Source organism: Marinobacter sp. DUT-3 (genome assembly GCF_050379435.1).
Taxonomy (GTDB): Bacteria; Pseudomonadota; Gammaproteobacteria; order Pseudomonadales; family Oleiphilaceae; genus Marinobacter.
Genome location: NZ_JBNRMG010000001.1, coordinates 404,825 through 418,566, shown reverse-complemented (window position 1 = coordinate 418,566; position 13,742 = coordinate 404,825). Strand labels below are relative to the sequence as shown.

Below are 13,742 nucleotides of genomic sequence, written 5' to 3'. Positions count from 1 at the left end.
AAAACGTCAGCGGCTTCGATCACTCTTTGAGGCCGGAGAATTTGATGGGCAGGGACACACCCAGAGAAAAGTCCGGGGCATCCTCGGTCAGACCAATACCAAGGCTGGTATTCACGATGGTGGTGTCACTGACGCGGGTGCCCAGCGAAAGACTGAGAAACCCGGTCATCTGGTCCTGGGCAACCGCCTGGTCACCATTGGAAAAACTCAGGATGGTTTCATCGCTGTAACTGAGCTGGGCTGACACGCTGAGGGAAATGTCGTAAGACAGGGAATAGGCAAACCCGGCGGAGCCTGACAGGCCGAAACCCGGCTCTACCTTCTCCAGCAATCTCGCCCCCCGGACCTGCTGCAGGCCAGATTCAGTCAGTTTATAGGTGGCGCTCAGGGAACCGAACACCACCACCGGGTCCAGCACCTTCGACAGGCTCGCGCCGCCACCGATCGAATAATAGCCACTGCCAGTGGAGAGCTGCTCGTTAATATCAATTTCGTAGGGGCTGACACCCGTCTTCGAGGTGAGCGTTCCGAACAGGGTGGTGGACATCTTGCCCGGGACGTACGCAAACGGTTGCCAGCGGGCGGTAAAGGAAATATCCCCGAAATCATAAACGCTGAGCTCGTCCTGGGTGTCGTACTTGACCACCAGCGGTACCCGGGTGCCAATCGTCAGGTTGTCCAGAAACCCATAGTCATAGGAAAAAGCGTTGGTAAAGTTGTGGGTGGCCGATGGCACGACATCGAGGTTACGAACCGAACCGTTGGTAATGGCCAGGTCCAGCCGCTGATCAGCGGTGTAGCTGTAATCAAAGGAATAGTTCAGGGAATGGGAGCCTTTTTTCTGCAGCGAGTAGTTCTTCTCGGTTGCCTGAAAAACCTCTTCCAGTTGACGGGTGGAATCCTCGTCACCCTCCTGTTTCGATAGTGCCTCCCTCGCCTGGTCGACACTGCCTTCCTGTGACATCGCCATCCCGGGCAACAGGCCGGCTATAGAACAAAGGATAAAACCTCGCACAAACCAACGATTCATCCTGACTCCCTTAAATTCTGGTTTTATTATTCCTGATCCCCGGACACTGAATCCGGGCCATTAATTCCGGCGGTAATGAAGCTGCTTGCGCGTGTTCTCCACGCTGCCATCCGGATTGTTTTTCTGGCGTTCAAGCAGATTCTGAATGCGCCTGGCGGTTGATTCATGGAACTCGGGGACCTGCTGCAGCGCGAGCAGGGTCATGGTCTGGTCGTCTATGAAACGCAGATCCTCTTCCTTGAGCTCCAGGTAATCCAGCGGTTGGTCGCTACCCGGAAACACGATGAACAGCACGTTGTCATCCCACTTCTCTTCAAACTGGGCCAGGGTGAAGGAAATGTTCCCCACCGCCGGGTCAGCGAGATAGACCCGATCGTCGCGAATGGTCCGGAGCACAACAAAATGTTTGAAGCCGGCGTGGTGAATCGGAACGATGGCGGGGTGATCCAGGTCAATCAGATCGTCAATGCTGGCCTTGAATCCGCCGGAGGGATATCCCAGCGCTGTCACCAGGCGTTTCATGTCCAGCATGGAAAAGGCACGGCGCTGAACGATCCGTTCGCTCTCCCCGTAATGAAGCAGGCCTTCCATCACCTGGCGTTCGTTCAACGTCCGCCCGAGGTAGAAGTTCAATACCGTGGTGAGCGCCGCGCTGCCGCAACTGTAGTCATAGGCCTGGCGGACAATGTTACGGAACTTCTGCTCTACCAGTGGCTCTACCCGGACATCCGAACGCAATTCCACCGGCCCGCTGTCAACATCCTGTTCAATGACCACCGTGCCTCTGTCATAGGGCTCCACCACGGTTGCTTCCTGCACCATGGTGAAAGTTAGAATGGATCCGGCGAGCACCAGCAGCATGTCAGAAGAAGTCCCTGGTTATTATTGGTTTCGGTCTGTCGCACGTATTATTGAGTTACACGTTGTTACGGTAAGATACCGAAAAGCCCAGGGCCTTAAAGATAACTGTGCCTCAAATCTGTCGCTGCAGAAGAGGCCGTGGGGAAAGGTTTTGAGAACTGGTTCAAGGCATTGCCACCACAGGCACAGAAGTTGACTACCGGGGCGAAAGCCGGTATCACACCCATTGAAGTTGCCAGTAACCCAACCTGAAGATCCTGATGACAACAACACTTAACCCGGGGCGCCTGACATTTATCGCTGCCAAAAACCAGCGGCCCTTTCTACCTGCATCACTCCTGCCCAGGGAGAAATTCGATGATCTGCTGCACGGGCCGGAACCCATCAGTCTGCTGCTGGTTCATGCGCCAGCCGGCTATGGCAAAACCACCTGTATCGCCGAACGGCTTCAGATACTTGAGACCAGAACCGCCTGGTATCGACTGGAGAGCAGTGACAACGATCCCGCCCGGTTTGCCGGCTATCTGGCCCAGGCGTTTGAGGTCCAGTCACCGGGCGCCAGCTCCGGCACGCTGGAAACGCTGCAAACCAGCGGCTACTCCGGACTGGAAGCCTTTCTGACCGATCTGCTGGCCGAGTTACCTCAGGACGATGAACCTCTGTACCTGGTCCTTGATGATTATCATCTGATTGAAAATCAGGCTGTCCACGACAGCCTGCGCTTCCTGCTTCGCCATCTTCCCTCCCACGTCACCCTGGTGCTGATAAGCCGCACCCTGCCCCCCGTCGGCGTCGCCCAGCTGCGCATGCAGGGACGGATGGGCGAAATCACTGGCCGTGACCTGGCGTTCAGCGCGGACGAGGCCCAGAGATACTTTGAAAAACGTTTGCCCTTCGAGGTTTCACGGGAAAGTATTGAGCGTGCAGTCAGGCGGGTGGAAGGCTGGATATCGGCACTGCAGTTGCTGTCTGCCTCAGCGGTTACCAGCATCGAGTTCGGTGACTTCGTGGACCAGTTGGAACACGGCAACCAGCATATCTTCGATTACTTTGATGAACTGCTCGGCCAGAGCCTGACCGAGCAGCAACGGACGTTCCTGCTGCGCACCAGCATCCTTGACCGCTTTAATGCCGCCATGGTCATGCGCGTGATGAATGACAACGATGGCCAGGCCCTGCTCAGCAGTCTTTTGGCCCTGGGGCTGTTTATCACGCCCGTTGACAATTCCGCTCTGTGGTTCCGTTACCACCCGCTGTTTTCAGTCTATTTACGCCACCTGCTGAGCTGCACTACCCGGGAGAACCAGCAGGAGCTCCATCAACGCGCAACCGATGCGTGGCTGGACCTGGATCACGCGGAAGAGGCCGCAAAACACGCCATTGCTGCGAAGGACTCAGACCGCATTACCCGAGTACTGACTGCCCATGGCCGCAAGTTCTTCACTGAAGGGCAGTTCAGCCTCCTCCAGCGCTGTCTGGACACCCTGCCCCAGGATGTCATTGCACAGGACCCGACCCTGACACTGCTGCGAGCCTGGGTTGCGCAGGGACAATACAGGTTTGATGAAGTCGAGAACTGGCTGTCTGCGGCGGAAACCCGTCTGCAGGCCTCGATGAACGAAGACACCCAGCGGGCGATCGAAGGCGAGTTCAGCGCCATTCGCGCCCAGGTTGCAATGAACTACGGGGACCATGAGCGGGCCCTGGCGCTGGCAAAGGAAGCGATCAACCAGGAAGCCCGGTTTCTGCCGACCTCCCGGGTTGCGGCGGCGTCAGTGATCGGTGAGGCCCTGTTCGTTCAGGGCCAGCTTGAGGAGGCCCTGGAACGGATGCAGGATACCGAGCACCTCGCCCGCACCCACCATGCACACCAGAACGTACTCTGGGCCCTGTGTCAGCAGTCCGAGATCAGCGTTGCCATGGGGTTACTGCAGAAGGCCTATAACATTCAGGAGCGGGCATTCCAGTACGCCGAGGAAAATCACCTCAATCATCTGCCCATCCTTGAATTCCTGTTCCGGATCCGTAGCCAGATCATGTGGGAATGGCATCATCTTGAGAGTGCCGAGCGTTGTGCCCTCCAGGGTATCGAGATTCTCGAAGCCCAGGGCGAGCGCTGGTATGTGCAAAGCCATACCTCGCTGGCAAAAGTCGCGCATGCCCGCGGCCGGCAAACCCTGTGCGCCGATTACATCGCCCGTATCCAGAAAATGCTGGCCGCCGGCGACTACCACCTGGACTGGGTCGCCAACGCCCATGCCACCATGCTGACCTACTGGGACGCGGTGCGCGATCATGACTCGATCCAACGGTGGCTGACCATTGCCCCGCCCTGCGACCCTACCGCTGCGACCAACCACTTCCACCAGTGCAACGGCCGCAACCAGGCAAGGGCCCTGATGAGCCTCGGGCAGTTCGAACAGGCCCTGCCGTTGCTGAACGCACTTACCGAAGTGGCGGAAAGGATCGGCCTGAGAACCGATCTCAACCGCAACCACATTGCCCTGGCCTATCTGTACTGGCAAATGGAAAGCCGGGACCAGGCCCTGACCCACATGAAAAGGGCGTTAACACTGGCCAGCACCACCGGTGCAGTGGGCAGCTTTCTGCGCATGGGGAAGGCGCTGATCGTTATCCTGAAGGCGCTGATCAATGAAGGAACCATTGACGGCATGGAGCTCCAGCGTGCCGAGCGGCTGATTCAACTGGCCCAGCAGCAACGGGATTTTAGCCGCGCGATCCGCATTTCACTGGACGAAGCCATTATCCAGGACATTATCGATCGGCCGGATGTGCCGGAGCTGATCCGGACGTCTCCCCTCACCCGCCGGGAATGGCAGATCCTGAGCCTGATTCATGCCGGCCTGTCCAATGACCAGATTGCGGAGCACCTGAAGGTGGCCTCCACCACGGTGAAGACCCACATTCGCAGCCTGTACCAGAAACAGAACATCAGCCACCGTGGGGAAGCCATTGAACTGGCCAAGGATCTACTCAGCAAGATTCAGGGCGAATAAGCATTACAGGCTGAATACCAGCCCGAGCAGCATGTAACTCAACAGGGTCACCACGACAATGCCCATGATGTTGAGGGCAAACCCCGCACGGATCATGTCCTGAATTTTCATGTGACCGCTGGAAAACACGATAGCGTTCGGCGGGGTGGCCACCGGCATCATGAATGCACAGCTCGCGGCAATCGCCGCCGGAACCGTCAACAGCAGGGGCGACAGATCCTGAGACATTGCCAGTGCGCCGAGTAACGGCAGGAAAGCGGCGGCCGTGGCAGTATTGCTTGTCACTTCCGTCAGGAAAATGATGACGCCTGCGACCAGAACAATCATCACAATGGCAGGAAGGTGACCGGCCACACTCAGGCTCTCGGCGATCCACTCCGCCAGCCCGGAACTGCTGATCACACCAGCCATTGCCAGACCACCTCCGAACAGCAGCAAGACACCCCAGGGAATACCCTGGGCAGTTTCCCAATCCAACACGAATACCCGCTCTTTTACATTGACGGGAATCAGGAACATGGCTACCGCCGCCGCAATGGCGATACCGGTATCACTGAGCCATGGCATTAATCCGTCCGACAGCAATGGCCGGAAAATCCACGCCGAAGCGGTAAGCACAAACACGATTCCAACCAGCTTCTCTCCCTTCTGCAGCGGACCAAGAGCCGATAGTTCTTCACGAATCATGGCTCCGCTGTCGCCCCGACTGGCCAGACCAAAATCCTTTCTTGTGAGCCACCACCATGTCAGTGACAACATAACGACAGTGACAGGGACGCCAATCAGCATCCACTGGGCAAATCCGATGGATACTCCCTGATTCTCACTGAGATAGGCCGCCAGCAGAGCATTGGGCGGTGTTCCGATGAGCGTGGCAATGCCGCCAATACTCGCGGAGTAAGCAATTGCCAGTAAAAGTGCCGTTGCATACCTGCGCTGACCTTCAGGCTTCGAGCTCCCCACCATGGCGATCACGGACAAACCAATGGGCAGCATCATAATCGAGGTGGCGGTGTTACTGACCCACATACTCAGAAAAGCCGTTGCGATCATGAATCCGGCAATCTGTCGTTTCGGCTTGTCGCCGACCGACCGCAAGGTCAGCAACGCAATCCGCCGGTGAAGATTCCAGCGTTGCATTGCCAGCCCCAATGTAAAACCACCCAAAAACAGGAAGATAATCGGGTTGGCGTAAGGGGCGGTGGCCTCCCTGACGGAACCGAGCCCCAAAGCGGGTACCAGCACAATCGGCAACAGTGCTGTGGCCGGAATGGGAATGGCTTCCGTGGACCACCAGGTTGCCATCAGTAGCATCAACCCGGCTGCTGCCCAGGCGGCATCACTCATGCCTTCCGGGGCCGGTAGCGCCAAAGTGAGCAACAGCAATAGCGGGCCCAGAAACAAACCGATCAACTGACTTTTGGGCAATCCGTCTTGTTGTATTTCACGGTCAGGTACATCAGGCATAGATCGCGTTCCATCACCGAATCATGGATTTACAAGAAGGCCCGCATCCCTCAGCTATCGGCACACCCAACACAGACCGTCGTGTAAGGCAGTACCTGCAGCCGTCGTGGATCAATCTCTTCCCCACAGCGCTCACACTCTTCCCCCACACCCTGCCGGATGCGATCCAGCGCATGTTCAATCTGGGCCAACTCAGACCGCGTTTCGGATTCCAGGGAATCCACCACTTCGTCGTTCTGGGTTTGCACCGCCTGCTCTTCGAAATCCTTCTCCAGGGCGCCGTCCTCGCGGTGCTGGTGAGCCTCATAGCGTGACAGCCGTGCTTTCAGATCGGCTCTCAGGGTTTCCAACTCGGATTGTCGGTTATTCATGGCGCACCTCCTGAAATAGACGCCGATGGTCTGTGAAAACCAAAGACCACAGACTAAATCATAAGCTGGACCCAGATTTGATGCTTGTCAAAATTACCGCTCCCGTTCCGATGTCTCGCCCGTCAGTCGTTAATATGGCACCATTCCGCCCTTATCATCGGCGGAGCAACTTGTCATGTTTTACACCACCGCAGCCGCACTGGCTGTTGCCCTAATACTGTTCACCTGGCTTGGCGTACGCGCCAGGCTGGCCGAAGGTAGCCTGGATGATTTCGTTACGGCACGGAACACCCAAGGGGCGAGGGCCCTCGGCTTCAGCTTTCTGGCATCGGGCATGGGTGGCTGGATTCTTTTTGCCCCCCCGGAAGTCGGCGCTCTGGTAGGACCACTGGCTTTGGCAGGGTACGCTCTCGGCGCGGCGCTTCCCTTTATCGTATTTGCCTTCTGCGGGCCGGCCATTCGTCGCTTCCTGCCCCAGGGCCGGAGCATTGGCGAATTCGCCCAGGCCTGCTACGGCAACAGTGTTCGCCGTTACGTATCACTGATTTCCGTGCTGTATATGCTGTGCTTCCTCACTGCAGAACTAACCGCCATTGGCGCTATCACCTCCATGCTTTCAAATATAAACGGCAATATCGCCGTGGTGGGTGTTGCCGTTGCAACACTCATCTACACGGCTTGGGGAGGTTTGCGGGCAAGTCTTGTGACTGATCAGTGGCAGGCATTCCTGTTGATTGCCCTGCTGATAATTGTCGGTGTAGTGGCAACCGACCGGCTGCCGGAAGTGAGTATGGAGCACGCCGCGTCAGTGCCGGTGCCCAGCGCGCTGGGCGTTGCAATGACCCTGGTCATCGCGGTGACCGCCGCCAACCTGTTTCATCAGGGTTACTGGCAGCGCCTATGGTCCGCCCGCGATACCTCTTCCCTCCAGCGCGGTGCGTTCTTTGGCGGCATCATTACCATTGCCGTGGTGGCCGTGGTCGGCTCGCTGGGGATCGCCGCGGCCATGAGCGGCACTGACCTGGGCTCCCCTCCCATTCCATTCTTTGCCATGCTCTCAGGTGCACCGGCCTGGCTGACCATCCCGGCCCTGGTACTGGCGTTGACCCTAGTCGCTTCCTCGGTGGACACCCTTCAGAATGCCCTGGCCTCATTGGCTGTTACCGAGAAGAAAGGGCTATCTCTCACATCCGCACGCTGGATTACGGTGTTGCTGATGATTCCCGTGGTGCTGGTGGCGCTACAGGGCATCTCCGTGCTCCGGCTGTTCCTGATCGCCGACCTGCTGTGCGCAACCGCCGTGATTCCGGTACTTATGGGGCTGTGGAAGAAAATGTCGACAACCGCAGCCGTCGGTGGCGGGTTAGCAGGGCTGGTTGGCGCCATCCTGCCCGGCTGGATCAGCGGTGGCACCCTGATTGCCGGCCTGGAGGCAGCCAGCTTCCCCGGGGCAATTCCAACTCTACCCCCCTTCCTTGGGGCGCTGTTGTGCTCAGCGGTCGCCAGCCTGTTGCTGGCAACCCTGGCGGGACGGAAACAGGCAGCCTAAGCTTCCCGAGCCTGACCGGACACCTGAAACTGTCCGGTCAGGCGCTGCAGTTTACGCGCAGCAACCCGGGTCTGTTCAGAGCTTCCGGTGAGCTCCTCGATAACCCCGTTCATCACCGCAGCGCTTTCCGCTACATCCGAGGTCTGGCTACTCTGCTGCCGATTGGTCTCCGCTATGCCGGTAATGGCCCGAAACAGCTTTTCCACCATGTGATGGAGGGCCGAGTTATCATCGGCCGCTGCCTCAGCCTTTTGAAGCCTTTCTTCCATTTCCGACATGCCCTCTTCCATGGTCACCACCGCCCGACGGGTTTCCTCCTGAACCCGCTCAAGGCGCTCACCAATTTCCTCCGTCGCATGGGCCGTGCGACTCGCCAGGTTTCGCACTTCATCGGCAACGACCGCAAAGCCGCGGCCCGATTCTCCCGCCCTCGCGGCTTCAATGGCCGCATTGAGCGCCAGCAGATTGGTCTGTGCAGCAATATCGTTAATCACCAGCGCCGTTTTGCTGATCTCCCCGGTACGCTCATTGGCCGCCCGGATGCTTTCCGCCGAACGAGTGATCACCGCACGGATACTCTGGGTTTCCTGACTGACTCGCGCAAACTGTTCCCTGGCCCGGGTCACCACTTCCTCCACGCCCGCCCGCATTTCCTGGGCCGTGGTAGAGGCATTGGTGATCTCGTTTTCCTGGTGATTGGCGCCTTCAAGCATGCCGGTAATATCCCCGAGAACCTGGCGGATTCTCTCATCGGCCAATCGATTCTGGGTCATCAGGTGCTCGCTAGCGGCACCCGACTCTTTTGCCAGGGTGATAACCTGGCCAACCATGCCGTCAAGGCTGTCAATGAAACTATTGGTCCAACGCGCCAAATCCCCGCTTTCATCCCGACGCATCCGAGATAGATCCACCCTCTGCCTCAGATTACCACCCCCCTCGGCAATGTTCCGGATGACATCCGCCATGGTAGCCAGCCTTTGAGCCAGCGGTCGGGCCGAGGTTGCCCGGAACAACAGCACCACCAGCACAACCGCAAGGGCGTTGACCGAGCTTTCCAACCAGAGCGGCACACCGCTCCATGCCATTGTCAGGTTTACCCCCCATAACAAGCCGGCCAGCAGTGCAAAACGGGCAGACAGGCCATAGGACACCGAGCGGCGACGGTACACTTCCTCCAGGTCCCCTTCACACATCATTCCCCAGCGGTCGGGCGATCCGGGCATGCGGAATGTCAGCCCCTTGCCAATAACCGGTATATGACGGTAGTCCGAGTACCCCGGATACTTTACATAGAGATTTTCACCTTTGGCGATGGTCTCCCGCACCCCCGGATGGAGCTGCCCCGTTGCCGGATCGGTAAAGCGGATTTCGAATTCGGTACGGGCGCGAACTGCAACCGTCCCGAAGCCCGTCCGAATACCGTCTTTCAGGTTGTCACCATGGCTGAAGGTCGCATCCTCGAATCGGGATCGTGACAATGCCGTTCCCGGCAGAATGGTGGCATCAAACCGGCTTTCCACCATGAAGATGTAGTTATCGCCAGACTCTTCAAACACATGCCCTGCTTCCCTCTGTATCAGGTCACTCATAACATCATTGGGAATCCGTGCGCACACCGCAGCGGACTTTCCCCCGGCCAGCCTCACCGGCTGATAGAACATCAGAGTGACATCGTCATGGAACCGGGACGTTGTCGCCCCCAGGGACTGTGTGACCGGGTCACTGTATGGGCCGTGCAGGAAGGGACCCAACAGGCCGCGTTTTACCGCCGGGGCCGATAAGTCACGCGCTCCCACCCTATGCGATAACGTGGAGGCAAGGACAACACCGTCACTACTCACCACCATCATTTCGGAGATTTCTCGCAACCGGCCCGCGGAAGCCTCCAGAACTTCAGCCAAGGCACTCTCTGGCACGCACTGCATGCGGTCCGCCACGGACTCCATAAACGCCCACTTATGCTCCGCCCACGCAATCAGGGCATCTCTTCGTGTACGGGCAATACTCTCAAATATCTGTTCGTTAGTGGCGTACAGGCTGCGATTGAGAAAACAGGACCACCCCATTTTCAGTTTTCCCGCTACTCCCCACCAGGGTAACCAACCACGTTCCTTGCCGGTCAGATTCATGGAATCGCTTTTCAGTGTCATGCAATGGTGTCCTCCAGTTCCGTACATCCCGACAGGCAACAGGCACTATCCTGGTGCAGCCGGACCGGTAAACTGGTTAACTGCAAACATCGGGCCGGGGCCATGTCATGCCAAGCAACGGCCCGGGAATATGCCGCCTCAGTCAGGCGAGTGGAGGAGCGCCTTATGATCCCCAACCGCATAACGCCCTACATCAGGGCACATCGAATAACATTCGAACAGATGCGCACCATTGTTGATCAGGACTGCCTGAAAGACGCCGATCATGCCTCCGCCCTCCTACTCCCCCCTCCTCCCCCCATCTACGCCAACAAAAAGTCAGACAGGAGGATGAACGCTTGCCAGCCCCACCGCACTATGGACGGATACGGAGTAAATAATAATTTTCACCATCAGGGTGTAAGCGAGGAAATATGATCAGGAACCCGGACTGGTGGCGCGGCGCCGTCATCTATCAAGTGTATCCACGCAGCTTCTACGACTCGAACGGTGATGGTATCGGCGATCTTCCCGGAGTCACCGCCAAGCTGGACTATATCGCCAGCCTGAATGTGGATGGGATCTGGCTGTCACCGTTCTTCACGTCGCCCATGAAAGACTTTGGCTACGACGTTGCCGATTACCGTAACGTCGACCCGATCTTCGGCACCCTGGAAGATTTTGACAACCTGATTGCCGAGGCCCACAAACGCGGCCTCAAGATCATGATCGATCAGGTGCTCAGCCATTCCTCCGACCAGCATCCGTGGTTTGTGGAAAGCCGCGCCAGTCGCGATAACCCCAAAGCGGACTGGTATGTGTGGGCTGATCCCAAGCAGGACGGCACAGTGCCCAACAACTGGTTATCCGTTTTTGGAGGCCCGGCCTGGTCATGGGACAGTCGCCGCAAGCAGTACTATCTGCATAACTTCCTGACCAGCCAGCCTGACCTGAACTTCCACAACCCGGAGGTGCAGGATCAGGTGCTTTCTGATGTGAAGTTCTGGCTCGACCGTGGCGTCGACGGATTCCGCCTGGATGCCATTAACTTCTGCTTCCATGACGGCAAGTTAAGGGACAATCCGCCCAGTGAATCAGTCGCAGAGGGTTCCATTGGTGTTCGCCAGGAGAACCCCTACGCGTACCAGTTCCACAAGTACGACAAGACCCAACCAGAGAACCTGGATTTCCTCAAGCGTCTGCGTGCGTTACTCGACCAGTACCCCGGCACGACCACCGTGGGCGAAATCGGTGATGACCATTCACTACAGACCATGGCGGACTACACCAGTGGTGGCGACAAGCTCCACATGGCCTACTCGTTCGACCTGCTGACCGAACAGCACGGCGCGGATTTCTTCCGCAAAACCGTCAACACCATTGAAGACAAGCTCACCGATGGCTGGCCCTGCTGGGCAATCGGGAATCACGATGTGACCCGGATCGCCACTCGCTGGGAGGTGACATCCGACCAACAACTGAAGGCTTACATGGCCATGCTGCTGACCCTCCGCGGCAGCATATGCATCTACCAGGGAGAGGAGCTGGGGCTGACCGAGGCCGAGCTGGCCTATGAGGATCTGGTCGACCCCTACGGAATCAATTTCTGGCCGGAGTACAAGGGCCGTGACGGTTGCCGTACGCCGATGGTCTGGCACGACCAGAAAGCCCACGGTGGGTTCTCCGATGCACAACCCTGGTTACCGGTTTACGAGAATCATTACAGCGCTGCTGTTGCACTCCAGAATGAAGACGAACACTCGGTTCTCGAAGCCTACCGTACGTTCCTGGGTTGGCGACAACACCAGCCGGCCCTGCTCAAGGGCGACATCGAGTTTCTCGAATCGCCAAAGAACACCTTGCTGTATGCCCGCAGCTATGAGGGTGAAACCCTGTTCATTGCCCTGAATCTCAGCAACAATCCGGTGACGATCAACCTTCCGCAAGGAAGTGCCCAACTGGCGGGAACCCCGGACTTTGTCGGTGGCCAGTGGCATGGACAGGAACTGCAACTTGGGGCCTGGGGCGTGGACATCGCCCGAGGCTGAGATAGCATTACACTGATCAAACAAGAAGAGTCTAGTTATGGCCAGCGTAACCTTACGCAACATCTGCAAGAGTTATGACGAAATCCAGGTTACACGTAACGTAAACCTGGATATTGAAGACGGTGAATTCGTGGTTTTTGTCGGCCCTTCCGGCTGTGGCAAATCCACGTTGCTGCGCATGATTGCCGGGCTGGAGGACATTACGTCCGGCGACATGTACATCGGCAACGACCGCGTAAACAACCTGCCACCCAAGGAGCGGGAAGTAGGCATGGTGTTCCAGTCCTACGCGCTCTACCCTCATATGGACGTGGCGGAGAACATGGCATTTGGTCTGAAGCTTGCCAAGACCAATAAAGCTGAAATCAACCGTCGGGTCGAGGATGCGGCAAACCTGCTGCAGCTGGACAAACTGCTTGAACGCAGGCCCAAGGACCTGTCCGGCGGCCAACGCCAACGGGTTGCCATTGGCCGCACCATTGTTCGCGAGCCGGCGGTATTCCTGTTTGATGAGCCGTTATCCAACCTTGATGCATCGCTGCGCGTACAGATGCGTATCGAGATTTCCCGGCTGCACAAACGTCTTGACGCCACCATGGTCTACGTAACGCACGACCAGGTGGAAGCCATGACCATGGCCGACAAAATCGTGGCTCTGGACAACGGTGCCATTGCCCAGGTCGGCAAACCCATGGAGCTTTACCACTACCCCGCGACACGCTTTGTTGCCGGCTTTATCGGTTCGCCGAAGATGAACTTCATTGACTGCACGGTTGCATCCGCAAGCAGCCAGTCCGCGACCGTCGTATTGCCCGGCAACCATCGCCTGGAGGTGCCGGTCAATGGCTCGGAGCTCTCCGAGGGGGAAACGGTTACCCTGGGTATACGCCCGGAGCATCTGAGCGAAAACCAGGAAGCTGACATGTACCTGGAAGGTGAAGTTCATGTGGTAGAGCGCCTTGGGTACCAGACTCTGGTGCATCTGGTAATCGATAACGTTGAAGGCGTTCTTACCATGCGGACCGACGGCAGTAACCCGGTACAGGAAGGCACACCAGTGACCCTGGGCATGAATGCCAACAAGTGCCATCTGTTCCGTCAGGACGGCAGTGCCTGCCCTCGCCTGTTCCAGGAACCCTGCATAGATTTCTGAACGTTACTGACACCAATCCGGGGGCTGCAACAGCCCCTTTTTTTTTGGCCGTAAAAAAACCCGGTCAGTAGGGGGGGGTTAGCCTGACCGGGTCGCGAAAGTTAACGCTGGAAGACG

At 57.6% G+C, this 13,742-nt stretch carries 9 protein-coding genes; 4 read left to right on the top strand and 5 right to left on the bottom strand.

Annotated features, from left to right (window positions below; translation table 11 throughout):
- Window positions 1-19: 19 nt before the first annotated feature.
- Window positions 20-1,030: a transporter gene (locus ACQUWM_RS01900; RefSeq protein WP_407000191.1), complete on the bottom strand. Its 1,011-nt coding sequence runs from the start codon at window positions 1,028-1,030 to the stop codon at window positions 20-22.
- A 60-nt stretch (window positions 1,031-1,090) separates the two neighbouring features.
- Window positions 1,091-1,891, bottom strand: coding sequence for a C39 family peptidase (locus tag ACQUWM_RS01895; RefSeq protein WP_428921004.1), 801 nt, complete (start codon window positions 1,889-1,891; stop codon window positions 1,091-1,093).
- Window positions 1,892-2,151: 260 nt separating this feature from the next.
- On the opposite strand from ACQUWM_RS01895, the gene malT reads away from it, so the two are divergent.
- Window positions 2,152-4,908, top strand: a complete 2,757-nt coding sequence (malT, locus tag ACQUWM_RS01890; protein ID WP_428921003.1) for an HTH-type transcriptional regulator MalT — start codon at window positions 2,152-2,154, stop codon at window positions 4,906-4,908.
- Between the two features lie 3 nt (window positions 4,909-4,911).
- Here the strand turns inward: malT and ACQUWM_RS01885 are convergent, their stop codons facing one another.
- Together ACQUWM_RS01885 and ACQUWM_RS01880 are read right to left on the bottom strand one after the other, a co-directional pair.
- A complete protein-coding gene (locus tag ACQUWM_RS01885) occupies window positions 4,912-6,375 on the bottom strand; it encodes an SLC13 family permease (RefSeq protein ID WP_428921002.1) in 1,464 nt (487 codons plus the stop codon).
- A gap of 50 nt (window positions 6,376-6,425) precedes the next feature.
- Window positions 6,426-6,746: a TraR/DksA family transcriptional regulator gene (locus ACQUWM_RS01880; RefSeq protein ID WP_428921001.1), complete on the bottom strand. Its 321-nt coding sequence runs from the start codon at window positions 6,744-6,746 to the stop codon at window positions 6,426-6,428.
- Between the two features lie 175 nt (window positions 6,747-6,921).
- Between ACQUWM_RS01880 and ACQUWM_RS01875 the strand changes: the two genes are divergently transcribed.
- Window positions 6,922-8,295 (top strand): sodium:solute symporter, encoded by a 1,374-nt coding sequence (locus ACQUWM_RS01875; RefSeq protein WP_428921000.1) that lies wholly within the window; start codon window positions 6,922-6,924, stop codon window positions 8,293-8,295.
- Here the strand turns inward: ACQUWM_RS01875 and ACQUWM_RS01870 are convergent.
- Window positions 8,292-10,445, bottom strand: coding sequence for a methyl-accepting chemotaxis protein (locus ACQUWM_RS01870; RefSeq protein WP_428920999.1), 2,154 nt, complete (start codon window positions 10,443-10,445; stop codon window positions 8,292-8,294). The two genes, ACQUWM_RS01875 and ACQUWM_RS01870, sit on opposite strands and share 4 nt — an antisense overlap.
- A 413-nt stretch (window positions 10,446-10,858) precedes the next feature.
- Between ACQUWM_RS01870 and ACQUWM_RS01865 the strand changes: the two genes are divergently transcribed.
- On the top strand, window positions 10,859-12,472 hold the full coding sequence (locus ACQUWM_RS01865; protein WP_428920998.1) for an alpha-glucosidase family protein: 1,614 nt from the start codon (window positions 10,859-10,861) through the stop codon (window positions 12,470-12,472).
- Between the two features lie 37 nt (window positions 12,473-12,509).
- The gene (gene malK / locus ACQUWM_RS01860; protein ID WP_428920997.1) at window positions 12,510-13,625 is read left to right on the top strand and encodes a maltose/maltodextrin ABC transporter ATP-binding protein MalK; all 1,116 of its coding nucleotides are present in this window, start codon (window positions 12,510-12,512) and stop codon (window positions 13,623-13,625) included.
- The last annotated feature ends 117 nt before the right edge of the window (window positions 13,626-13,742 follow it).

Bases quoted from the DNA above. Each gene is read 5' to 3' on its own strand.
- ACQUWM_RS01900 (WP_407000191.1), bottom strand. From the start codon at position 1,030: ATGAATCGTTGGTTTGTGCGAGGTTTTATCCTTTGTTCTATAGCCGGC.
- malK (WP_428920997.1), top strand. From the start codon at position 12,510: ATGGCCAGCGTAACCTTACGCAACATCTGCAAGAGTTATGACGAAATC.
- ACQUWM_RS01865 (WP_428920998.1), top strand. From the start codon at position 10,859: ATGATCAGGAACCCGGACTGGTGGCGCGGCGCCGTCATCTATCAAGTG.
- malT (WP_428921003.1), top strand. From the start codon at position 2,152: ATGACAACAACACTTAACCCGGGGCGCCTGACATTTATCGCTGCCAAA.
- ACQUWM_RS01875 (WP_428921000.1), top strand. From the start codon at position 6,922: ATGTTTTACACCACCGCAGCCGCACTGGCTGTTGCCCTAATACTGTTC.
- ACQUWM_RS01870 (WP_428920999.1), bottom strand. From the start codon at position 10,445: ATGACACTGAAAAGCGATTCCATGAATCTGACCGGCAAGGAACGTGGT.
- ACQUWM_RS01880 (WP_428921001.1), bottom strand. From the start codon at position 6,746: ATGAATAACCGACAATCCGAGTTGGAAACCCTGAGAGCCGATCTGAAA.
- ACQUWM_RS01895 (WP_428921004.1), bottom strand. From the start codon at position 1,891: ATGCTGCTGGTGCTCGCCGGATCCATTCTAACTTTCACCATGGTGCAG.
- ACQUWM_RS01885 (WP_428921002.1), bottom strand. From the start codon at position 6,375: ATGCCTGATGTACCTGACCGTGAAATACAACAAGACGGATTGCCCAAA.